Source organism: Photorhabdus bodei, assembly GCF_003287735.1.
GTDB lineage: Bacteria > Pseudomonadota > Gammaproteobacteria > Enterobacterales > Enterobacteriaceae > Photorhabdus > Photorhabdus kayaii.
Genome location: NZ_NSCM01000009.1, coordinates 80,458 through 101,761 on the forward strand (window position 1 = coordinate 80,458; position 21,304 = coordinate 101,761).

Genomic DNA, 21,304 nt, shown 5'->3' on the forward strand with positions numbered 1-21,304 from the left:
CCTGAGTTGCTATTTGTGAATGAATTTGTTGAATCACTGATTATCTCTATATTTATGGCTGATAAGTGCCGACCCCGATTTCATCTTCTTTACGGGTACGGGCTATAACGGACTCAGGTGATTCGTGTGTACGAAGATCCATTTGATCTTCGGTACGGATAACTTTACCGCGTAGTGAGTTGGCGTAGACATCAACAATTTCAACATCAACGAATTTGCCAATCATATCAGGCTGGCCTTCAAAGTTGACAACCCGATTGTTTTCGGTACGGCCAGAAAGTTCCATCACATTCTTACGGGAAGTTCCTTCAACCAGAATACGTTGTACACTGCCCAACATAGCACGGCTGTAGCTCATGGCTTGTTGGTTGATACGTTGTTGTAACAGGTAAAGGCGCTGTTTTTTCTCTTCTTCGCTAACGTCATCAGGCAGATCGGCTGCCGGTGTTCCCGGACGAGCAGAATAGATGAAGCTGTAGCTCATATCGAAATTGACATCAGCGATCAGTTTCATGGTTTTCTCGAAGTCATCTTGGGTTTCACCTGGGAATCCGATAATGAAGTCAGAGCTTATCAAGATATCAGAACGTGCTTTACGCAGTTTGCGGATAATGCTTTTATACTCAAGGGCTGTGTGGGCACGTTTCATCAACGTTAGAATACGGTCCGAGCCACTTTGCACCGGTAGATGTAGGAAGCTAACCAATTCCGGTGTATCTTCGTAAACAGCGATAATATCGTCTGTAAACTCAATTGGGTGGCTAGTCGTAAAGCGAATACGGTCAATACCATCTATAGCCGCGACCAAACGAATTAACTCAGCGAAAGAGCAGATATCACCATCATAAGTGGCACCACGATAAGCGTTCACGTTCTGACCGAGAAGGTTGACTTCACGTACGCCTTGAGCGGCAAGTTGAGCGATTTCAAACAGAACATCATCGCATGGGCGGCTAACTTCTTCTCCGCGGGTATAAGGTACGACACAGAAAGTACAGTATTTGTTGCAACCTTCCATAATAGAAACGAATGCAGACGGCCCTTCAGCACGCGGCTCAGGTAGACGGTCAAATTTCTCGATTTCCGGGAAGCTGATATCAACAACCGGGCTGCGGGTGCCTTTCACCTGGTTGATCATTTCAGGTAAACGGTGCAATGTTTGCGGCCCGAAAATGATATCTACACATTGAGCGCGCTGACGGATGAAATCTCCTTCCTGAGAGGCTACACAGCCACCGACTCCAATGATGATATCTGGATTAGTATCTTTTAGGTTTTTCCAGCGGCCTAATTGATGGAAAACCTTTTCCTGTGCTTTTTCGCGGATTGAACAGGTATTCAATAGCAAAATGTCTGCTTCTTCGGCGACATCGGTTAACTGATAACCGTGAGTACTTTCCAGCAGGTCGGCCATTTTAGATGAATCATATTCATTCATCTGACAGCCCCAAGTTTTAATATACAGTTTTTTTATCGTCGACATTTTCTTGTGCATCCGAGCTTTCTACCGCGCTGAAAAGTGTTATTACACGGCAAAAGCAATTGTGTATTAGGCATAAAGTTGTTGGATATTGTAGTCATTTGCAGGAGCAGTGACCAGACTGTTAAACAGGATATTCTCTACCGGAGAATTAAAAATTCGGTACACTGTACTAATCAATGGGTTAATAGCATGGCTGATATGAATAATTCACAACAGATTTTTGATGTAGTGGTGGTCGGTGCTGGCATGATCGGTGCTGCAACAGCATTGGGGTTGGCACAGGAAGGTTGGAAAGTCGCTTTATTGGATCATCAACCACCACAATCTTATGATACACAGAGTCAGCCTGATGTACGCGTATCAGCAATCAGTTGTGCTTCTGTAGATTTGTTCAAACAACTTGGCGCATGGGATGCGGTATTACAGATGCGCAGTGCGCCGTATCGTACATTAGAGACTTGGGAACAGAATGATTCTAATTTGGTGTTTGATGCACAAAGTTTAGGGCTGCCTGAGTTGGGCTATATGGTTGAAAACCGTATCTTGCAACTGGCTCTGTGGCAGCAGTTTGAAAAACATCCCAATCTGACTTTGCTATGCCCGGCAGTATTGCAATCAATGCGGTGGCAGAAAATGGGATGGTTGGTGACTCTGGCTGACGGAACAGAAATGACAGCTCGCTTGATTGTTGGGGCTGATGGTGCTCGTTCTCAGGTTCGGCAAATGGCAGGAATTGGCAGTCGTGGCTGGCAGTACAGACAGTCTTGTATGTTGATCACGGTAAAAACAGAACAGCCACAGCAGGATATTACCTGGCAGCAGTTTTTTCCTTCTGGCCCGAGAGCGCTTCTTCCACTGTTTGATCAATGGGCTTCGCTGGTGTGGTACGACAAACCGGCACGCATACGACAATTACAGGCAATGTCAATGGCTCAACTTGAACAGGAGATTTTCCAGGCATTTCCTGTACGGTTAGGTAAAGTGACTCCCGTTGCCGCCGGTTCATTTCCTTTGACTCGTCATCATGCTAACAGTTATGTGCGTGAAGGATTAGTATTGTTGGGTGATGCAGCTCACACCATTAATCCACTGGCTGGGCAAGGAGTAAATCTTGGTTATCGGGATGTGAATACTCTGCTTGATGTTTTGGTGAAGGCGAGAGAATTAACAGAGCAGTGGGATTCATTGGAAGTATTGATGCGTTATCAGCGCCGCAGAATGCCGGATAACCTAATGATGCAAGCTGGAATGGATCTATTTTACACCGTGTTCAGTAATGAATTACCAGGGCTGAAAGTTGCTCGTAATCTGGCGCTGATGGCAGCTCAACGGGCTGGCGTAATGAAAAAAGCGGTGCTTAAGTATGCGTTAGGATTATAGCCGTTATAGATTGGTAGTGAAGAGCACAAGCACATCGTAAATTATTTATGGCGTGGACAGTTTGTTTTTTGTATCCATAGAAGGAAAAAACAGAAAACCTGAGAAGCGAAAATCCACTTGTATGAAGAGGCATATATGAAAAAAACACCGAAGCGGATTTAATTGTATAATTTATCTTTGCTTATAACATTAACGATATGATGGCAGCAATCATGAGATATCAAGTTCGGTTCCCATTGAGAGAGCTCACTCATAGAAAGATGCGTGGCACTCTAGGGTTTAACGCCATTAATCCCAATTCCACCTTCTGCTAGAACATCGACAAATTCATGCCGTATAGTGTCATATACCCTAACGTCAGCTAATGTTATTATTCCACTCGCCCACAAAGTACCACCAGCAACACTTTGGATATTATCGCAAATAATATATACCCTATGGATTTCAAGTTGCCTCTTTGTTGGCTGCACTCGCTCACCCCGGTCACATAGTTATCTATGCTCCCGGGGATTCACTCCCTTGTCGTCGCGATGCATCTTGAAATCCATAGGGTATTTATCTCAATTACACATTAGCAACAGGATTATATTTCTGAATAAAATCACAAACAGTTTTTTCAATACTGGTATTTATTGAAGACAATCTATCTTCCAGTTCAGGATATTGATATGCCGGATTTACAAGATATCTCACCTTATCTTTACATACTGTAAGTTCAGCATACGGGATCACCCGGAACTTGCTTGAGTTGTCTGCATTTTCAACAGTAACGATGAACAGTTGACGCTTAACATCAACTCTACAATTTAAACGCCTAACAGAAAACATCCTCTGCGAGGGTTCATCAAAAAAGGAATCGATAACTTCTGTTGAGTGGCTAATAGTCTGTATAGATCTGGTATGCTCAGTTCTCATATAGCCCCCTAACATTATGAAATTCAAGTGAATAGATGATTAGCAGTTATCAAATTGATAAATATTCATTGAGGTAATAATAGTCAGATCGAACTCCCAGTACAACAAATTTAACAACCAGAGTTGTACTTTACATTGTGTTAAATTTAAGCCATCTTTGGCTTGGGCAATGCGCTCAAAGCCCAAAGGGCTTTAGGGCTGGCTACTGCGACGTATCCTGGCTGAATTGATATTTGTCTGTAAAATAGGCTACTCTATCAATGAGCGCTGAATATGTTAAGAGCGACCAAAGTCCGCATCTACCCCACCCCCGAACAGGCCGAGTATCTTAACGGCCAGTTCGGGGCGATCCGTTTTGCGTACAACAAGGCGGCGCTGCACATCAAAAAACAGGCTTACAAACGTCACGGCGTGAGTTTAAATTCGCGCAAAGACCTCAAGCCGCTCCTAGAGGTCGCGAAGAAATCCCGCAAGTACGCCTGGCTCAAGGCATATGATGCCATCGCGTTACCGCAGGCGGTGATTAATCTGCATACCGCGTTTGATAATTTCTTCAATCTGAAGTTACGCGCCCAATTTCCCACGTTCAAACGCAAACAGGGCAAGCAATCCAGCTATCACTGTGTTGGGGTGAAAGTGCTGGAAGGCGCGGTGAAGATCCCGAAATTGTCACCGATAAAGGCGTGCATACACCGAGAAATTGAAGGGAAAGTGGAGAGCATTACGTTATCTCGCACCGCCACGGGAAAATATTTCGCCGCTATCCTGTGTGACGATGGCAAAGATGCGCCGGAAATGCCGCTGCCTAAGCGGATCTGGCAATGTCCGGTTTGTCATGTCGAACATGACCGCGATATCAATGCGGCGATCAACATCCAGCGCAAGGGCACAACAGCATTACAGGCGGCGGGACTCGTCGTTTCTGCCCACGGAGGCCAGCGTAAATCCGTCATAAAGACGGTTGCGGCCTGAGAAGTGGGAAGCCTCGCCGTTTTTTACGGCGGGGAGCAGTCACATGTTGGTATTTTGATGGCAGGAGAGCAAAAAAGCTACTGCTTAAGTGGCTTCATGCTACAAGAATATTCTTACTGTATATTCTTTGTGTATATTTTTTCAACACGTCACATCACGTAACATATTGATAAATATGGCTGGGGTACCAGGATTCGAACCTGGGAATGCCGGAATCAGAATCCGGTGCCTTACCGCTTGGCGATACCCCAATAAATGGTGGCTACGACGGGAATCGAACCTGTGACCCCAGCATTATGAGTGCTGTGCTCTAACCAGCTGAGCTACGTAGCCTTTTTTGATGTGAGAAAATTTATTAAAAATACCAGTGAACGACATCCAGTCAATGGCTGGGGTACCAGGATTCGAACCTGGGTATGCCAGGATCAAAACCTGGTGCCTTACCGCTTGGCGATACCCCAACTGAAAGTGGTCATTGTACAACATGTTGTCAGAATTGTGTTATCAGAACTATGGCTGGGGTACCAGGATTCGAACCTGGGTATGCCAGGATCAAAACCTGGTGCCTTACCGCTTGGCGATACCCCATCTGAGTAACGACAACTCGATGAATGAATGGTGCGGGAGGCGAGACTTGAACTCGCACACCTTGCGGCGCCAGAACCTAAATCTGGTGCGTCTACCAATTTCGCCACTCCCGCAAAGATGGTGGCTACGACGGGAATCGAACCTGTGACCCCAGCATTATGAGTGCTGTGCTCTAACCAGCTGAGCTACGTAGCCATCTTTTTTGCATTACCTTCATCGGCGTTGCGGGGCGCATTATGCGTATATCAGCTAAATGCGTCAACTGCTTTTTTCTCGAAATCTGTTTAAAGTCGCTTGTTTGTTTGGCATATAAGCATTTTGATGACAAAATCAACAAAAAATAACATTACCCTTCGAGTAAGTGTTGTAACAGAACGCCATTAAGCATAGCACGTTTAGTCAGAGCGAAGGCACCAATAGCAGAGCAGTGGACTAATTCAGAAATAACGATCGGCAGATCTCGACGAAATTCTTTCAGGACCTGAGAGTTGATACAACTTTGAATAGCGGGTAAGAGTACTTTCTGAGCTTCAGTAATTTCTCCCGCCAGAACAACTTTCTGTGGATTAAATAAATTAATCGCGATAGAGATAGTTTTGCCGAGGTAATGGCCGACACTTTTTATTACTTCAGATGCTAATGGATCATTTTGATTAGCGGCTTGGCAAATAGCTCTGATATTGCAGTTATTCAATGTTAGCTGGCTTGGAAAACCTTGCTTTAATTGATGCTGAACTCGCGCTTCTATCGCTGAGTTAGCGGCGATAGTTTCCAGGCAGCCGAAATTGCCACAGTGACAGCGTTCACCGAGTGGATCAATTTGAATATGACCAATTTCACCTAAGTTTCCTCTATTATTGAGCAGTATCTGGCTATTGATAATCACCCCTGCACCGGCACCCCGATGGATACGTACCAGTATCGAGTCTTCACAATCACGGGTGGCGCCGAAATAGTGTTCAGCCAATGCCAAGCTACGGATATCATGACCAACAAAACAGCTAATGTTGAAATGTTTTTTCAGGTTATCGACCAGAGTCCAGTTGGTTACTTTGATATGAGGCATATAACGGACAATGCCGGTATCTGGGTCAACTAATCCGGGCAGGATAACTGAAATGGCGATCAGTTCGCAGATTCTGTGTTGATTTTGCTGGATAAAATTTTCTATTGCGTTGATAAGCTGGTTTTCAACTTTTTGCTGAGTCGCTTCAGGCAGTGGATAATGCTCTTCAACCAATGCCTTGCTACTCATATCATAAAGAGCAAGAGTAGCATCATGGCGGCCAAGGCGGACACCAACAGTATGGAAGCGACGATTTTCTGTAACGATGGAAATGGCGCGGCGGCCTCCGGTAGAGGCTTGTTGATCGACTTCTTTAATCAAGCCGCGTTCAAGTAACTGACGAGTAATTTTAGTCACACTAGCTGGCGCAAGTTGACTTTGTTCAGCAATTTGAATGCGAGAGATTGGCCCTTGTTGATCAATCAGCCGATATACCACGGCTCCGTTAAGTTGCTTTACAAGGTCAATATTACCAATTTGTTTTTGTGTGTTGTTATAACTCATCAGCTATTTAGTCCGTCAAAGTTCAGTTTCTTTTCCGTTAACGATGGTCTTGCGAATTTCAAAGTCGTGACTGAAAACAATGAGGTTAGCGATTTTCCCGGTTTCAACAGTGCCAAGATATTTATCAACACCAATTGCGCGGGCAGGGTAAAGAGTTGCCATCCTCAGTGCTTCATCCAGTGCAATACCAACATGTTCAACGCTATTTTTAACGGCATCTATCATAGTGAGAGAGGAACCACTTAGAACGCCGTTTTGGTCAACACATAATCCGTTGCGATAGTATATGACCTTACCCGCAAAGGTGAAATGTTCCATTTTACTGATGGCAGGATCAAGTCCTGCTGGGACCGTCGCATCCGTTACCAAAATTAATTTATCATTTTTCAAATGTTTAGAATTACGAATATTTGGCCATGAAACGTGCAAACCATCAGCGATGATTCCAGCATAGATTTCAGGTGTATCAAAGATAGCGCCAATCAAGCCGGGTTGGCGTCCCGAAATAGCAGGCATGGCATTATAAAGGTGGGTTGAGATAGTAATTCCGTTTTGGAATCCCTGTCGGGCCTCTTCATAACTGGCATTTGAATGACCGGCAGAAACAACAATACCAGCTTCTACCAACTGCTGAATATATTTTTGCTCAACCATTTCCGGTGCGAGGGTCAACTTAGTGATGACATCAGCGTTATCGCACAGGAAATTTATCATTTCAGATGTAGGCTTACGGATAAGCTCTGGATTATGAGTGCCTTTCTTTGCTGGGTTGAGATAAGGTCCTTCCAGATGCAAACCTAAGGCCTGATGCTGATTATGTTTAAGATAAGTGCGCATTACCTCAACAGAGGCCATCATCAATTCGTCTGTGCTGGTAATCAGAGTTGGCAAATAGCTGGTGCAGCCAGAACGTTCATTGGTTCTTTGCATGATATCCAGCGTTTTTTCTGAAATGTTTTCCAACTGATCGTTGAACTGAACACCACCACAGCCATTAACTTGCAAATCAATAAAGCCGGGGCAAAGTATTGCACCATTCATATCGCGTGTGACAATATCTTTTGGCAAATTTTGTATTGAGCAAACACTGTTGATTAAGCCGTCTGCAATTATAACGGCATGCTCATCTAGTCTGTTGTGACCGGTATATATAATGCAGTTGGTTAAAGCATACATCTTAGCCTCCTATGGGATCGGGAGATGATGATTGAAGATAATAACGGTAATCAGCCTGCGAGAGAGGCGTCAGGCTGTGTAGATTGTTAATTTTTGCTGGCGAATTCGTCGATAATATCTGCTTCTAGTTGGTGGAAATATTTGACTGTTTTTACCTTCAATTCCATTGTTGCCGGTTCGTCACAAACAATGATGGATTTAGGATGCATTTGCAGACAGCTTATCGTCCACATATGGTTGACATTGCCTTCAATTGCCGACTGAATGGCTTGAGCTTTATTGAGACCTGTTGCAAGGATCATAATTTCTTCTGCATCCATCAACGTGCCTACGCCGACGGTTAGGGCGTATTTAGGCACCTGATTAATATCATTATCGAAGAAGCGGGAGTTAGCTGTGCGGGTTTCTACGGTAAGTGTTTTAATGCGTGTACGGGAAGTCAGAGATGATGCCGGTTCGTTGAAGGCAATATGACCGTCATTACCGACGCCTCCCATAAATAGATGTATTTGACCGTAAGATTTAATTTTGTCTTCATAACGTTGACATTCCGCTTCGACATCAGAGGCATTACCATTGAGCAGATTGATGTTTTCTTCCGGGATATCAATATGATCAAAGAAATTTTGGTGCATAAAATGGTGATAGCTTTGTGGATGATTTTCGGCGATACCGACATATTCATCCATATTGAATGTCACGACATGTCTAAAGCTGACTTTCCCTGCTTTATGCAGAGCAATTAATTCGTTATAAGTTGCCAGTGGTGTACTGCCGGTTGGCAACCCCAAAATAAAAGGGTGCTCGGCGGTGGGGTTAAATGCATTGATTTTGCTAACGATATAGTGTGCGGACCATTTACCAACGTCACTTGCATTCGTTAGGGGGATCAGCCTCATAGTTGCCTCTTAAAACAAGAAATTATAGCAGTTGGATAAATTAGTTGATTAACTAATCTTTTTATCGCGTGAATATTAAATCATTTTTATAAGCAGAGATATGCTGTACTTCAAAGATATTTTTCATCTTAAAATAAGGCGCTAAAAATAGCCAGAAAATTAATAGGAGAAATGATGGGTTTTACTGTTTTTGTCACTTATTAAGTCATCTTATTTTTGCAAGAAAAATAAAAGGGAACGAGAGATGAGTTCCCTTTTAAGTTCGAGGTGTTTTTAACTACGATCTTTTATTTGGCGACCTTTTGTCTGGTCTATCTGAGGGTAGCTGAGTACGTATCTGCCCGGCAATACTTTCTGCCTGGGGTCCCAATACCACTTGAACACTCTGTTTACCTATTTTCAGGACGCCTTTTGCACCTAATTGTTTTAACCGGTGTTCATCCAATTGTGTGTTGTCTTCAACGGTTAAGCGAAGACGGGTAATACAGGCATCTACGGTATGAATATTTTGTGAACCACCAAGAGCGGTAATGTAATGTTGAATTGTTTCGTTGTCTTGGGAGGCGGAAGTCGCTTGAGTTGTTTCTCCAATTTCGCGGCCTGGTGTACGTAAGTTGAAAATACGAATCATGAGGGTGAAGCAAACAAAATACAGCATAAAGAACAAGGCGATTAATGGGATTAACAACCACGGCTTGGTTGCCAGACCCCAGCTCAATACAAGGTCAATTAATCCGGCAGAGAATCCAAAGCCATGCAGAATACCCAATGAATTGACGATAACTATGCTAACACCAGCCAATATTGCATGCAGAACATATAAAGCTGGAGCCAAGAATAGGAATGAGAATTCTATTGGTTCAGTTATACCGGTTAAGAATGTTGTCAAAGCGACGGATAATAGCATCCCGCCAATCTGAGGACGACGTTCCTTTGGTGCTGCAAGATACATTGCCAGCGCAGCACCGGGCAAACCGCCCATAAAGATGGGATAAGCCCAGGCCATATAGATTCCGGCATGTGGATCACCGGCGAAGAAACGGTTCAAGTCGCCGCGGCTCATATCGGTGGCTATTTGGGTAATAGTAGAGCCATCAATACCTGGAACCGCTGCGCCGATGGTCAGAGAACGGACAACATCTGGAGCCAGGCAGATATTATGTACAGAACTGGCTAAGTCATAAGTAATTTTCAGACAGTCACCCAGACTAAACCAGAAAACAGAATGCAGGATATAGTGCAAACCAAATGGAATGAGAGAGCGGTTAAGCACACCATAAGTAAACCATCCGGCCATGCCGCTCTTTGATACTAAAAGGCTGAAAGTATCAATACCGTGCTGGACATATGGCCATACATAGCCACATATCCATGCAATGAACAGACAAATAATGCCGGTCATGATAGGGACTAATCGCTTACCGGCGAAGAAAGCAAGAAACTCTGGCAGACGTGTATTTGAAAAACGGTTATAACAATGACCGGCAACAATACCTGCGATAATACCTGCGAAAAAAGACATATTGATAGTCGAGTCTATGACTGACGTGGCTTTAGTGAGTACTAAAAAACCGACGACACCTGCCAGCGCGGCAGCGCCAGCATTATCTTTTGCTAAGCCTATCGCGATACCTAATGCAAATAGCAGAGGGAGGTTTTCAAAAATACCACCGCCAGCGCTGGCGATGAAAGGAATATTAAATACGTCGGGTTGGCCGAAACGTAGCAAAAGCGCCGCTACGGGAAGCGTGGCAATGGGAAGCATTAATGCTTTTCCCAATCGCTGCAAGTAATTGAATATACCCATAATGCTTACCTTAAGTTGTAGGAAATTTTATTGAAAAAATAGCTCGCTATTAACAACAGCAATACAACTTATTTTTAGTCGAAAAATAATAAAAAGCTACACATAAGTAAGTAATTGTGATCACTGTAGCGATATTGTTTAAAATTGCATAAATTGAGTCATCTGTAGTAAACGGGGTCAAATTTTTAACTGAATTAACTTAATGAGTTAATTGCGGGAAGATGTTGTCAGGAGTTTTGTAAATGGGCACCTGTATGTGCCCATTGATTTGGTAAATAGTTGAAGCGTTATGAGAGACACTCAGAAACGGGTTTTTTGTTTGCCATATAACTTATTGAAACTTCTTCCCAGGCTTTGCCCATACTATCTTCAAAACATGCTTTTGAAATTAAAGAGCTTATATATTGTAACTGCTGATTAGAGGTAAATAGATCTTTTTCGTATATTGATATTATCTTTTCAGTAAGAGAATCGATATTATATGTGAATTTGTATTCTGAAGGAAAATAAGAAGCTGCTTCAATTAAGTTTAAGTTGGGTACGATTGTGCATACGCCATTTAATGCAGCTTCTAATGGTGTAATGCCAAGGGTTTCATAGCGTGATGTGCATACAAAAATAGATTTATTTTTTATTTTATTAAAAATACTGAATAGTTCTGTTTGGGATAATTTATGTGATATAAAAAATTGTTCCTGATATCTGGGGGGGACCATCGATATCAATTTATTCCTTCTGATATTTTTGCTCTCTTCATCACCTGCAATGAAAATTTTAACGGGAATACCTTTGTTTAGTAAAACAATTGCTGAATTGATTAATAGATCTATATTTTTAAAATAATCTAATCTGGCGACCGCAGTAAACAACAATAATTCATTTTTATTGGTTTTGATAAAATCATTAATATATTTATTTTCTATTTTTAATTTAGTAATTTCTTCTATGGAAATAGGTGGAATAATATTTTTAATATTGTCTGGGTTTATTCCTTTTTTGAGTAAGAAATTGCCTTGTAATTTTGAATGTTGGAAAATAAAATATTTTTTATTAATTAATGTTTCAATGCCTTTCATTTGTTGAATATTAAGGTGTTGGGCTTTAGTTTTATTTTCAAAAGCATCATATGTCTCTTCCAGAGAATAGTGTTGTTGAAAATCTTCTACAAAAGGGCCATGATGTGTTATACAACAAGGTATATGGGGAGGATGATAAGATAATAATGTATCTGTTTGATAATAAACTATTGCAGGGATTATTTGATCATTTTTAATTGATAATATTGAAATACATTTTTCTAGCATGTTTTTTACATCTTTGCTTTTCATAGAGAAATTAAAAAAGATATTTATACATTTTATACCTTCAATTATATCTTCAGTTATTTTAGGTAAAATTAATGATTCATCTCTTTTGTAGAATATAAAACCAGAGAGTAAGTCCCTTTTTATAAAATAATCAGCAACTTTTAGTGTGAATGATGTCGCTCCAACTTTAAAACCAGAACGATAATCATTTGATATGTAGTTGCCATTAATGACTATTACTGCTGGGGTTATTTTGTTGCTTGATGTTATATTAGTCATTTTTATTTCCCTTGGGGTATTTTATTAAATGCGTGAAATTATTTGGTGTTATTTTTACATGTTAATTTTTTAATTTAATATTTAGAATGATTAGAATTGATTAAGTGTATCGTATTGTACCCGGATAATTTTATTACTAAGATTCTTAATAATATTATTACCTTAATAATAAATTGCAAAGTATTTTATTGTTTATTTACGGTGGTTTAAACATTAAAATGCGTGTATGTGACGTAACCCTTTATTATGCTTTATACCCGTCATCTTTCAAGTTGCCTCTTTGTTGGCTGCACTCACTCACCCCGGTCACATAGTTATTTATGCTCCCGGGGATTCGCTCCCTTGCCGTCGCGATGCATCTTGAAATCCATAGGGTATAGTTTATTTTATTGGCCTGATTGTAAATTTATGTTTAAATAAATACCCACTAGAATAGCAGTGTGATTTAGATAAAGTCCGGTAGTGAAATGCCTGAATTATCGAATTGATTTTGAAATTAACTCATTGTTATTTTTTATTTTTTTGTAAAATTTAAATTTAGAGCGTCATTAATAGTCTTTCGATAATAAATTTGATATATATAATTATTTTTTTATATTTACAGAGTAAAAGCATCAATCAATAGATAATTTAGAAATTTAAATTATAGACTTATTTTCATTTTATCAAACAGTTATTAGTAATAGGTATAGTGCCAATTATTTATTCTTTAAAATTGGATGGTTATTATTCAGTAATATTTGTTATGGTTGAATGAAATATTGATTGGTGATAGTTTCATTGATTATTTCATAATAAAGTTTGCTGTATTGTCGATATGCGTCACTGTTGAGTGTTTTTTCGATAGAAGAGTGATTTTTTTGTAACTCATTGTTATATATAATATTGTTTAAACATAGACCCATTAGCTGGTTGCTAGGTATCAATCTTATTTTCTAGTAAAAAATTATTAAAACAGTCCCTTTTAAAAACTCGTCATCGTTTTTTCGCTCCAACTTTGTACTGAATCGCCATTTTACACGAACAAACGGTTGTTTCTCGGCACTGCTTGTTGGATTATAGGCGGTTACGTGACGCGTTTTTGGCATTATTGAGGTATAAAACAATGAGTGAGGCAGACGCCCGCCCGACAAACTTTATTCGTCAGATAATTGACGAAGATTTGGCAACTGGTAAACATACATCGGTACATACTCGTTTCCCGCCTGAACCCAATGGTTATCTGCATATTGGTCATGCAAAATCTATCTGTTTGAACTTCGGTGTTGCAAAGGACTATCAGGGGCAGTGTAATCTGCGTTTTGATGATACCAACCCAGTTAAGGAAGATGTTGAATACGTCGATTCTATTAAAAATGATGTTCAGTGGTTAGGTTTTGAGTGGAGCGGCGATATTCGCTACTCTTCTAATTATTTCGATACGCTGTATCAGTATGCTATTGAATTGATCAACAAAGGTCTGGCTTATGTTGATGAATTGAGTCCGGAAGAGATCCGTGAATATCGTGGCACGTTAAAAGAACCGGGTAAAAATAGCCCATATCGTGACCGCAATATTGAAGAAAACTTGGTGTTGTTCGAAAAAATGCGTGCCGGTGAATTTGACGAAGGTAAAGCTTGTCTGCGTGCTAAAATTGATATGGCATCCCCTTTTATTGTGATGCGTGATCCGGTTTTGTACCGGATTAAATTTGCAGAACATCATCAGTGTGGTAACAAATGGTGCATCTACCCAATGTACGATTTTACTCACTGTATTTCTGATGCGCTTGAAGGTATTACACATTCGCTGTGTACGCTGGAGTTCCAGGATAACCGCCGCCTGTACGACTGGGTACTGGAAAACATCACCATTGACTGTCGTCCACGCCAATATGAATTCTCGCGTTTGAACCTTGAATATACGGTTATGTCTAAGCGTAAGCTGAATCTGCTGGTGGCGGATAAGATTGTTGAAGGTTGGGATGACCCACGCATGCCAACGATCTCAGGCTTGCGTCGTCGTGGTTATACTGCCGCGTCTATTCGTGAATTCTGTCGTCGTATTGGTGTCACCAAGCAGGATAATAATGTGGAAATGGCGGCATTGGAATCTTGTATCCGTGATGATCTGAATGAAAATGCCCCTCGCGCAATGGCTGTTCTTGATCCGGTTAGATTAGTGATCGAAAACATGCCAGAAGGGGAGCGGATTTTGAGTATGCCTAATCATCCGAACAAACCGGAGATGGGTAGCCGTGAAGTGCCATTTAGTCGTGAGATCTATATTGACCGAGCAGATTTTCGTGAAGAAGCGAACCGTCAATATAAGCGTCTGGTATTGGGTAAAGAAGTTCGTCTGCGTAACGCTTATATCATTAAAGCGGAGCGCGTTGAGAAAGATGCTGATGATAATATCACGACAATCTATTGCAGCTACGATGATCAAACGTTGAATAAAGATCCAGCGGATGGTAGGAAAGTGAAAGGTGTCATTCATTGGGTCAGTGTGGTTCATGCGGTTGCTGCTGAATTCCGTCTGTATGATCGTCTGTTCTGCGTGCCGAATCCAGGTGCGGAGGATGATTTTCTGGCGACAATCAATCCAGAGTCACTGGTGATCCGTCAGGGCTTTGTTGAGCCAAGTTTAGCTGATGCTAAATCAGAACAAACTTATCAGTTTGAGCGTGAAGGTTATTTCTGTGCTGATAGTTGTCATTCCAGTGCGGAAAATTTGGTATTTAACCGTACCGTTGGCCTGCGTGATACCTGGGCAAAAATTTCTCAGGATTAATTGAGATAATAAACTGTACCTCACAAGTTGGGCACTTAATCCGGCATTGAGGTGCAGTTTTTTATGGCTAAATTTGTCATTACTAGAGAAGATTGAGTCATGAATAAACGAGATGTCAGAATTACAGAATAAAGTCAAAGAGATTAATTATGTCATTTATATTTAAGTACCTAATATAATCAATTTCTTGATAAATATTTTATTTCTCTTTTGGGAATAAATTATCTGCCATGAAATCGACAAAAGCTCTGACTTTAGGTAATAACCAACGGTTAGATGGCCAGAGAACACGGAAGGTGCTTGAAGTACCCGCCCACTTATCCAAGATTGTTAACAGTGTACCGTTAGCTAATGCTTGTTTAACGGTAAAATCAGGCAAACAGGCTATGCCGTGGCCTTGAATCGCCATGTGTAGCAGTGTTTCGACATGATTGCTGGTTATCTTTGCTTGAAGATGTATGTCTATTTCGGATCTTCCTAAGCACAGCGGCCATTTCTCTAAAAGGCCGGTAGTAGGAAAACGATGCATCAAGCAAGCGTGGTGTAGTAACTCTCCGGGGTGTGATGGTTTACCATGTTGTGCAAAGTAGCTTGGAGCACCAACATAGACGAAATGGCTGGACCCTATACGTTTATTCATCAGTCGTGAATCGTTGAGTTCTCCAGTGCGAACCACGGCGTCGAAGCCTTCATCGATAACATCAACTAATCGATCACTAAAATCCAGTTCCAGTTCTATCTGTGGGTAACAAGTCGCAAAAGCAGATAATACGGGTAACATCAGGTTACTGAGCAATGGCAAACTCACTCGCAGGCGGCCTTGAGGGGCAGAGATAGAGCTTAGTAGCTCATTTTCCGCAGTGGAAATCTCGTCCAGGATGCGTTTGCAGCGCTCAAGGAACAGTGTGCCTTCAGCCGTCAAACTGACACTACGGGTGTTGCGCTGGAGCAGACGTACACCTAATTTTTTTTCTAATCGGGATATGCTTTTGCTAACGGACGAAGGAGAGAGTCCGAGTTGCCTGGCTGCGGTTGCGAAGCTACGAGCTTCGGCGACATGAATGAAGATTATGAATCCACTCAAATTATTCACTTGGGCCTCCAGGGTTTTTTTAGGTTGTTATTGGTGACAAGAAAGTCACTTCAGAAGTGATTGTAGGTCTATTTATCCACTATTAGCGAATCTGTAGTATGAAATAGAATTTATCTTGCTTTAGCTGCTATATAGCGGAAAGCCACACAGATTCAAGGCTGAAAATTCAAATGGCCATGAAAACCAAAATAGACATAGGGTCGAGTGTAAATAAAATTTCACTTGTCCTGACTACTTGTCTTGTTGCTGCGTTTATCCCTTTGAATACAGTACATAATGGCAGCACAGTAGAATTGAGTTGGGTCACTAACTTACCTACGGCTTTACAGCAATCTCTGTTAAGAGATTGATAGGGTTGCATAAACATAGAACTAATATTTTTGGCTTGAGAAGAGCTTGTATATCATCTATTTCATCGGTTGAATGTTACTAAAAGGGTTTATTATGGAACTCACTATCAATACTCAAAATGAGCTTAAAGAAGAAACCGGTTACTTTTTATCTCCACTATGGGAAGACGTTTTCTCTAAGGTGTTATTGGAGGAGCTCAATTCGAATGTATTTTTGGTCGCTTGCCGCTCTGGTCAGGTGGAGCAGAGTTTATTAAGAAAGTTTATGATCCAGCACCATTACTATTCACAATATTTCACCCGTTATCTGTGTTCATTGATGGGAGGTTTAGCAGATCAAAAAGATTTTATGCTGCTTTCTCATAATCTGTTGGAAGAGCTAACAGGAACCGATGCAGCAAAGATATCTCATGCAGAGTTATATAAAAAAGCGATGGCGGCTATTAACGCTGTTCCTAAAAGTGACCCGATTCTTAACAGTACTCAACAACTGATTGATGCCATGTTTCGCCACTGCCGCAGTGATGATTCTCTAAGAGGGCTTGCGGCACTGTGTTTAGGTGCTGAAGCGATCGTACCTCTGGTTTATGGCCCAATTTTAGACGCCTTGCAATTAATAAAGGCGCCTAATGATGCATTACATTTCTTTAGAATCCATGTTGAAGAGGATGAAGATCATGCGATTGCGATGAGAAAAATTATTGATAGAATGATTGAAGAGAAACCTTACCGAAGGGGGGATGTTATTGCGGTTGGTGAAGAGATGGTGCGTTTTCGCATTGGGATGCTTAATGAACTATATCAAAACAATATCAGGATAAATACAGATGTAACAACGCTTTTATCCGAGTGTGATTGAGACACTTTGTGTACATAATGACATGTACAGCAAAGGTACTTGATATGGTTTCTGGTGATGAAATATCAGCATAAAGCGTTGGTGGGTATATTTTTGGCAAGATAAGCAATACCAACGATCATAATCATATATAATGGAATAATTATTGGATTGAACTCGTATGATGTCAAAAATAAAAAAACGAAATTAGTAATTATTGATTCTATTGAATGGAAAGTTAAATTTAGATGTAAATATTGTTGGACAATAAATTATTCAGCTAATATTGGAAAAGGTCGAGAAGAAATACTATACCTTATGGATTTCAAGATGCATCGCGGCGGCAAGGGAGCGAATCCCCGGGAGCATAGATAACTATGTGACCGGGGTGAGTGAGTGCAGCCAACAAAGAGGCAACTTGAAGGATGACAGGTATACATCCAGTAATTAGAGTTGATTATGGCGAAGGTAAAATATTGTGAATGGAGGTTTTTATGAAAATACTGTTATCGCAGCTGTAAAAAGATTGATTCTTGCTGAATCTCCCGATGTCTCTGAGTTTGAACGCATGGAGTGGTTCTTTAACATTCACAAAGATGTGTTCCCATCAACTCACTTTCAGTCCACCGGTATTTTTACTAAGAATTTAGAAAAAACCGCCGTAAACCCTTGCACAGTGCGTGGATATCAGGCGAAAAGCCCAAAGGGCTTTAGGGCTGGCTACTGCGACGTATCCGGACTGAATTGATATCTATCTGTAAAACAGGCTAAAATGAATACACTCTATCAATGAGCGCTGAATATGTTAAGAGCCACCAAAGTCCGCATCTACCCCACATCAGAGCAGGCGGAGTATCTTAACGCCCAGTTCGGTGCGGTCCGTTTCGCGTACAACAAGGCTCTGCACATCAAAAAACACGCTTATCAGCGTTACGGCGTAAATTTAAACCCGCGTAAAGACCTGAAGCTTTGCTGGCAGTAGCAAAAAAATCCCGTCAATATGCCTGGCTTAAAGAATATGATTCTATTGCCTTGCAGCGGGCGGTGATTAACCTGAATACTGCGTTTGATAACTTCTTTAATCCGAAGTTGAAAGCGCGTTTCCCGGCATTTAAAAATAAGCACGGTAAGCAATCCAGTTATCATTGTGTCGGGGTAAAAGTGTTTGATGGTGCAATCAAAATACCGAAATTATCGCCGGTAGAAGCCCGGCTGCATCGTGAAATTAACGGGGAAGTGAAAAGCATCACAATCACTCGCACCGCAACAGGCAAGTATTAATCCTCAATACTCTGCAATGACGGCATGGAAGCGCCAGTAAAGCCATCTCGGGTAACATGGCTGCGGTCACAAAATGCCAGAACTGCCACTAAATAAGCGGATCTGGCAATGTCCTTGCTGTGGTGTTGAACATGACCGCGATATCAATGCGGCGATCAACATCCAGCGCAAGGGCATAACAGAATTACAGGCGGCGGGACTCGTCGTTTCTGCCCACGGAGGCCAGCGTAAATCCGTTGCATCGACGGCGGAGGCCTGAGAAGTGGGAAGCCTCGCCGTTTTTTACGGCGGGGAGCAGTCACTATAGTGTGATATAAGGTAAATGAATTCGTTTCTGTTAGATATGGCGATTTATTTGAAATATTAAAAAATAGTGAAAACTTTGATGTTATTTTTTTTGAACTCTAATTTTTTATTTATTCTTGAAAGTGGCTCTTTTAAAAGGGAAACTTATCATGTGTTTGACGAACCACAATATATAATATATAAGCGTTTCCTTAAAGAAATGAGAAAGTATCACAATTACTCAGGAAAAAGAGTTGTGGAGCTTAACCGCCAGGGAAATGAAACGGTGTTTAGTGAATGATGCATAGAGCATGGCTATAACTATTTTGTTTTATATGAGGAGAGAGGAAAAGGAAATAATTCACAAATATATAAATTTTTTAATTAATATATTTGGTCTGAAATATTTATTGCTATTAATCATTATTAAGGAGAGTATATTTTGACTTCGGAAAATATTTCTGTATCACCAGTTGCCATCGTTGGTGGTGGACCCGTTGGTCTAATGTTGGCTTTATTCCTGGATTTATATGGTGTTCGTTCCGTTATCTTTAATTTGGAGGAAGAGACCCGATGGCAACCTAAAGGCAGTACCCATAGTGCCCGTATTATGGAGCATTTTCGTCGTGTAGGTATATCTCAGCCTATTCGGTCATTAGGCGTGCCAAAAGAGTTTCCTTTGGACGTATCATATTTTACCAAGTTTAATGGATGGGAGCTTGCACGGATTACGTTACCGTCGGAAATGGAGAAAATGTCTATGCGCGAAAATGCGGCTTCGACAGATCCCGTTCCAGAACCAATAATACGTGCAAATCAAATGTATGTTGAAAGGTTTCTACTACAACATGCAAAGAGTCGTCCAAATATCATAATAAGATATGGCTGGCGCGTTAAAGATTTTATCCAATATAAAGATGAAGTAAAACTTTATGCGGAGCATATTGATGGAAAGTACGCTGATGAAGTCTGGCAAGCAGCATATATGGTTGGGTGTGATGGCGGACAGAGCTTTGTACGATCTAAACTTGGTATAGTTTACGAAGGAACCGTTGAAGCTAAGGCAGGTTTTCTAACGGGTGGAATGGTTTCCAGTTATATCCGTGTTCCCGGAATTCACCAGGGATTATTACGAGGCAAAAAATCCTGGATGTACAATATCGTCTCACCTAGGGAAAATATGTTATTTATCTGCCTGGACGGTGAAGATGATTTTTTATTTGTGACCCAGAGTAAGGATGGGAAAGTTATTGATGATTTGGAAGTCGTTCGCATAGCTCAGGCAGGAATAGGTACAGATGTTGAGGTATTAGTCCTTGGCAATACGATATGGAAAGGCGGTGTTGCTCTCGTTGCTGATAAATATTCTGAGGGTAGGGTATATTTAGCAGGAGATTCTATTCACTTATTTGCTCCCACCGGTGGTTTTGGCATGCATACGGGGATCGACGATGCTAGCAATTTAGCTTGGAAAATTGTTGCGTCTATAAATGGTTGGGCAGGTAATGCGTTAATGGATTCTTATGAAAGCGAGCGTCGTCCAATTGCATGGAGAAATACTGCCGTTGCTCGTTCTTATACCCGGCAGACAGCATCACTATATGTGCCTGCAAATTTGGAAGATGCGGATTATGCGGGTGAGCTGGCGCGTGAAAAGATTAATACTGAGCTAAGTCATTTTCGCTGTCAATTTACTTCTATCGGAGTGGAACTTGGTGCCCGATATGATAGTTCTCCTCATATTATTAATAGCGATCCCGTACCGGATGATGATTGGCTTAATTATAAACCAAGTAGTGTACCCGGAGGGAGATTGCCGCACTTATGGCTCACACCTATTCCTGGCACCAGGGTATCTCTGTTCGATATTTTAGGCACCGGGTTTAGTTTGCTTCGAGTAGGATCGCGTTTTCCCGATATATCTGAATTATTAGCTCAGGCATATCAACGTAAAATTCCGGTCAAGATTATTGATCTTCCTGGTCATGATGCTTGGCAATTATATCAAACCAGGCTCCTTTTAGTGCGTCCTGACCAATATATTGCTTGGAGAGGTGATAGGGTTCCTGGCAATATAGGTTCAATATTGGATAAAATTGTCGGTAGGTAAGTAAAGGGATGATTTTCTGGGATGAAGATATTAACGCTAATGAAACAGGGATCACAATATGATGGTTAAGGCGGATGTTTTTATGGCAGGTAACAGCCCTTTTGGTAATATCTATACCCTATGGATTTCAAGAGGCAACTTGAAGGATGACAGGTATAGGACTAATATAATGGTCATCACAAGGCATTGATGGTTGAC

General features: G+C 41.3%; 17 protein-coding genes, 6 tRNA genes and 1 pseudogene. 10 read left to right on the plus strand and 14 right to left on the minus strand.

Annotated features, from left to right (window positions below):
* Positions 1-52: 52 nt before the first annotated feature.
* A complete protein-coding gene (miaB, locus tag CKY02_RS09030) occupies positions 53-1,483 on the minus strand; it encodes a tRNA (N6-isopentenyl adenosine(37)-C2)-methylthiotransferase MiaB (protein ID WP_112878086.1) in 1,431 nt (476 codons plus the stop codon).
* Positions 1,484-1,681: 198 nt separating this feature from the next.
* Between miaB and ubiF the strand changes: the two genes are divergently transcribed.
* The gene (ubiF, locus tag CKY02_RS09035; RefSeq protein WP_112895060.1) at positions 1,682-2,863 is read left to right on the plus strand and encodes a 3-demethoxyubiquinol 3-hydroxylase; all 1,182 of its coding nucleotides are present in this window, start codon (positions 1,682-1,684) and stop codon (positions 2,861-2,863) included.
* Positions 2,864-3,427: 564 nt separating this feature from the next.
* On the opposite strand, the gene CKY02_RS09040 is transcribed toward ubiF, so the two are convergent.
* Entirely contained in the window at positions 3,428-3,778 is a 351-nt protein-coding gene (locus CKY02_RS09040) for a hypothetical protein (protein ID WP_112895035.1), read from the minus strand.
* Between the two features lie 273 nt (positions 3,779-4,051).
* Between CKY02_RS09040 and CKY02_RS09045 the strand changes: the two genes are divergently transcribed.
* Complete coding sequence (locus tag CKY02_RS09045) at positions 4,052-4,750, plus strand: helix-turn-helix domain-containing protein (protein WP_112895036.1); 699 nt, start codon at positions 4,052-4,054, stop codon at positions 4,748-4,750.
* Between the two features lie 176 nt (positions 4,751-4,926).
* On the opposite strand, the gene CKY02_RS09050 is transcribed toward CKY02_RS09045, so the two are convergent.
* The 11 genes from CKY02_RS09050 to CKY02_RS09100 form a co-directional block, all read right to left on the minus strand.
* Positions 4,927-5,001, minus strand: a tRNA-Gln gene (locus CKY02_RS09050).
* Between the two features lie 5 nt (positions 5,002-5,006).
* Positions 5,007-5,083 (minus strand) — tRNA-Met (locus tag CKY02_RS09055).
* A 53-nt stretch (positions 5,084-5,136) separates the two neighbouring features.
* Positions 5,137-5,211, minus strand: a tRNA-Gln gene (locus CKY02_RS09060).
* Between the two features lie 52 nt (positions 5,212-5,263).
* Positions 5,264-5,338, minus strand: a tRNA-Gln gene (locus tag CKY02_RS09065).
* 28 nt (positions 5,339-5,366) lie between these two features.
* Positions 5,367-5,451 (minus strand) — tRNA-Leu (locus CKY02_RS09070).
* 5 nt (positions 5,452-5,456) lie between these two features.
* A tRNA-Met gene (locus CKY02_RS09075) sits at positions 5,457-5,533 on the minus strand.
* 151 nt (positions 5,534-5,684) lie between these two features.
* Positions 5,685-6,908 (minus strand): DNA-binding transcriptional regulator NagC, encoded by a 1,224-nt coding sequence (nagC, locus tag CKY02_RS09080; RefSeq protein WP_112895037.1) that lies wholly within the window; start codon positions 6,906-6,908, stop codon positions 5,685-5,687.
* A 15-nt stretch (positions 6,909-6,923) separates the two neighbouring features.
* Complete coding sequence (nagA, locus tag CKY02_RS09085) at positions 6,924-8,084, minus strand: N-acetylglucosamine-6-phosphate deacetylase (protein WP_112895038.1); 1,161 nt, start codon at positions 8,082-8,084, stop codon at positions 6,924-6,926.
* Between the two features lie 86 nt (positions 8,085-8,170).
* The gene (gene nagB, locus CKY02_RS09090) at positions 8,171-8,983 is read right to left on the minus strand and encodes a glucosamine-6-phosphate deaminase (RefSeq protein WP_112895039.1); all 813 of its coding nucleotides are present in this window, start codon (positions 8,981-8,983) and stop codon (positions 8,171-8,173) included.
* A 277-nt stretch (positions 8,984-9,260) separates the two neighbouring features.
* The gene (nagE, locus tag CKY02_RS09095; protein WP_112895040.1) at positions 9,261-10,790 is read right to left on the minus strand and encodes an N-acetylglucosamine-specific PTS transporter subunit IIBC; all 1,530 of its coding nucleotides are present in this window, start codon (positions 10,788-10,790) and stop codon (positions 9,261-9,263) included.
* Between the two features lie 287 nt (positions 10,791-11,077).
* Positions 11,078-12,376, minus strand: coding sequence for a glycosyltransferase (locus CKY02_RS09100; protein WP_112895041.1), 1,299 nt, complete (start codon positions 12,374-12,376; stop codon positions 11,078-11,080).
* A gap of 1,105 nt (positions 12,377-13,481) precedes the next feature.
* Here CKY02_RS09100 and glnS point away from each other — a divergent pair.
* Entirely contained in the window at positions 13,482-15,149 is a 1,668-nt protein-coding gene (glnS, locus tag CKY02_RS09105) for a glutamine--tRNA ligase (protein WP_112895042.1), read from the plus strand.
* 199 nt (positions 15,150-15,348) lie between these two features.
* On the opposite strand, the gene CKY02_RS09110 is transcribed toward glnS, so the two are convergent.
* Entirely contained in the window at positions 15,349-16,242 is an 894-nt protein-coding gene (locus tag CKY02_RS09110) for a LysR family transcriptional regulator (RefSeq protein WP_112895043.1), read from the minus strand.
* 444 nt (positions 16,243-16,686) lie between these two features.
* Here CKY02_RS09110 and CKY02_RS09115 point away from each other — a divergent pair, with 444 nt between their 5' ends.
* From CKY02_RS09115 to CKY02_RS26250, 7 genes and pseudogenes are all read left to right on the plus strand, one after another.
* On the plus strand, positions 16,687-17,451 hold the full coding sequence (locus tag CKY02_RS09115) for an iron-containing redox enzyme family protein (protein ID WP_162119964.1): 765 nt from the start codon (positions 16,687-16,689) through the stop codon (positions 17,449-17,451).
* A gap of 265 nt (positions 17,452-17,716) precedes the next feature.
* The gene (locus CKY02_RS24480) at positions 17,717-17,881 is read left to right on the plus strand and encodes a hypothetical protein (RefSeq protein WP_162119963.1); all 165 of its coding nucleotides are present in this window, start codon (positions 17,717-17,719) and stop codon (positions 17,879-17,881) included.
* Positions 17,882-17,908: 27 nt separating this feature from the next.
* Positions 17,909-18,178, plus strand: coding sequence for a hypothetical protein (locus tag CKY02_RS09120; protein WP_112895045.1), 270 nt, complete (start codon positions 17,909-17,911; stop codon positions 18,176-18,178).
* A 54-nt stretch (positions 18,179-18,232) separates the two neighbouring features.
* A pseudogene (locus CKY02_RS25645) lies at positions 18,233-18,570 on the plus strand (helix-turn-helix domain-containing protein); the annotation flags it as partial.
* Positions 18,571-18,784: 214 nt separating this feature from the next.
* Positions 18,785-18,970 carry a zinc ribbon domain-containing protein gene (locus CKY02_RS09135; RefSeq protein ID WP_238399059.1) on the plus strand — a complete coding sequence of 62 codons (186 nt, stop codon included), beginning with the start codon at positions 18,785-18,787 and terminating at the stop codon, positions 18,968-18,970.
* A 468-nt stretch (positions 18,971-19,438) separates the two neighbouring features.
* Positions 19,439-21,106, plus strand: coding sequence for an FAD-dependent oxidoreductase (locus CKY02_RS09140; protein ID WP_162119962.1), 1,668 nt, complete (start codon positions 19,439-19,441; stop codon positions 21,104-21,106).
* A gap of 58 nt (positions 21,107-21,164) precedes the next feature.
* Positions 21,165-21,296: a hypothetical protein gene (locus tag CKY02_RS26250; RefSeq protein WP_274382142.1), complete on the plus strand. Its 132-nt coding sequence runs from the start codon at positions 21,165-21,167 to the stop codon at positions 21,294-21,296.
* Positions 21,297-21,304 lie beyond the last annotated feature (8 nt).

Coding starts and splice junctions, on each gene's coding strand:
- CKY02_RS09115 (WP_162119964.1), top strand. CDS start 16,687: ATGGAACTCACTATCAATACTCAAAATGAGCTTAAAGAAGAAACCGGT.
- nagE (WP_112895040.1), bottom strand. CDS start 10,790: ATGGGTATATTCAATTACTTGCAGCGATTGGGAAAAGCATTAATGCTT.
- glnS (WP_112895042.1), top strand. CDS start 13,482: ATGAGTGAGGCAGACGCCCGCCCGACAAACTTTATTCGTCAGATAATT.
- CKY02_RS09045 (WP_112895036.1), top strand. CDS start 4,052: ATGTTAAGAGCGACCAAAGTCCGCATCTACCCCACCCCCGAACAGGCC.
- ubiF (WP_112895060.1), top strand. CDS start 1,682: ATGAATAATTCACAACAGATTTTTGATGTAGTGGTGGTCGGTGCTGGC.
- nagC (WP_112895037.1), bottom strand. CDS start 6,908: ATGAGTTATAACAACACACAAAAACAAATTGGTAATATTGACCTTGTA.
- CKY02_RS09100 (WP_112895041.1), bottom strand. CDS start 12,376: ATGACTAATATAACATCAAGCAACAAAATAACCCCAGCAGTAATAGTC.
- CKY02_RS09040 (WP_112895035.1), bottom strand. CDS start 3,778: ATGAGAACTGAGCATACCAGATCTATACAGACTATTAGCCACTCAACA.
- CKY02_RS09135 (WP_238399059.1), top strand. CDS start 18,785: ATGCCAGAACTGCCACTAAATAAGCGGATCTGGCAATGTCCTTGCTGT.
- nagB (WP_112895039.1), bottom strand. CDS start 8,983: ATGAGGCTGATCCCCCTAACGAATGCAAGTGACGTTGGTAAATGGTCC.
- CKY02_RS26250 (WP_274382142.1), top strand. CDS start 21,165: ATGATGGTTAAGGCGGATGTTTTTATGGCAGGTAACAGCCCTTTTGGT.
- miaB (WP_112878086.1), bottom strand. CDS start 1,483: ATGTCGACGATAAAAAAACTGTATATTAAAACTTGGGGCTGTCAGATG.
- nagA (WP_112895038.1), bottom strand. CDS start 8,084: ATGTATGCTTTAACCAACTGCATTATATATACCGGTCACAACAGACTA.